Source organism: Nonomuraea sp. LPB2021202275-12-8, assembly GCF_037044575.1.
Taxonomy (GTDB): domain Bacteria; phylum Actinomycetota; class Actinomycetes; order Streptosporangiales; family Streptosporangiaceae; genus Nonomuraea.
The window spans coordinates 1-738 of sequence record NZ_JBAHWD010000139.1; the positions used below are offsets into that span (position 1 = coordinate 1).

Annotated in this window: 1 protein-coding gene; it reads right to left on the reverse strand. The window is 64.8% G+C overall.

What is annotated here, in order from left to right; all coding sequences use genetic code 11:
- Positions 1–37: 37 nt before the first annotated feature.
- The coding region (locus V5E28_RS49075; protein ID WP_336217201.1) for a DDE-type integrase/transposase/recombinase at positions 38–738 on the reverse strand (701 nt) is incomplete at its 5' end.

Here is a 738-nt window from a genome sequence, read left to right on the forward strand (position 1 = left end):
CGGAACCTGTCAATTTGATCAAGGCAGTTGAGCTGGGCTAATTCTGTGTCGACTTCTCTGTAGTGTCTTCGGTCTTGGGCTTGTTGATCCAGGCGGGGCCGGGCAGGGCGGGTGGGGTGGGGATGCCGCCGCTGGTGAAGCGTTCGGGGTGGGTGGCTTGGGCGATGGCCAGCACGGCGGTGCGCCGGTCGCGGACGGCGGCGGCGCGCCCGTAGTGCACGTCGACCGGGTGGTGGTAGCCGATCCCGGAGTGGAGGTGCTCGTGGTTGTACCAGGTGTAAAAGTCCTGGCAGAAGGCGCGGGCGTCTTCGATGGAGCCGAACCGGCCGGGGAAGTTGGGACAGTACTTGAGGGTCTTGAAGCTCGCCTCCACATGCGGGTTGTCATTGGATGTCTTGGGCCGGGAGTGGGACTTGGCCACACCCAGGTCGATGAGAAGCTCGGCGACGGTCTTGGATTTCATCGAGCTGCCGCGGTCGGCGTGCAGGGTGAGCGTGCCGGGATCGATGCCGTGGTTGCGTGCGGTCGTAGCGATGAGCATCTTGGCCAGGTCGGCGGACTCGCGAGAGGCGACCATCCAGCCGACGACATAGCGGCTGTAGATGTCGATGATCGTGTAGAGCGAGTACCACACGCCCTTGTCCGGGCCGCGGAGTTTGGTGATGTCCCAGGCCCACACGCTATTGGGGGCCTCGGCGACCAATTCGGGGATGGTCTTGGGCGGGTGGGTGGCCTGGC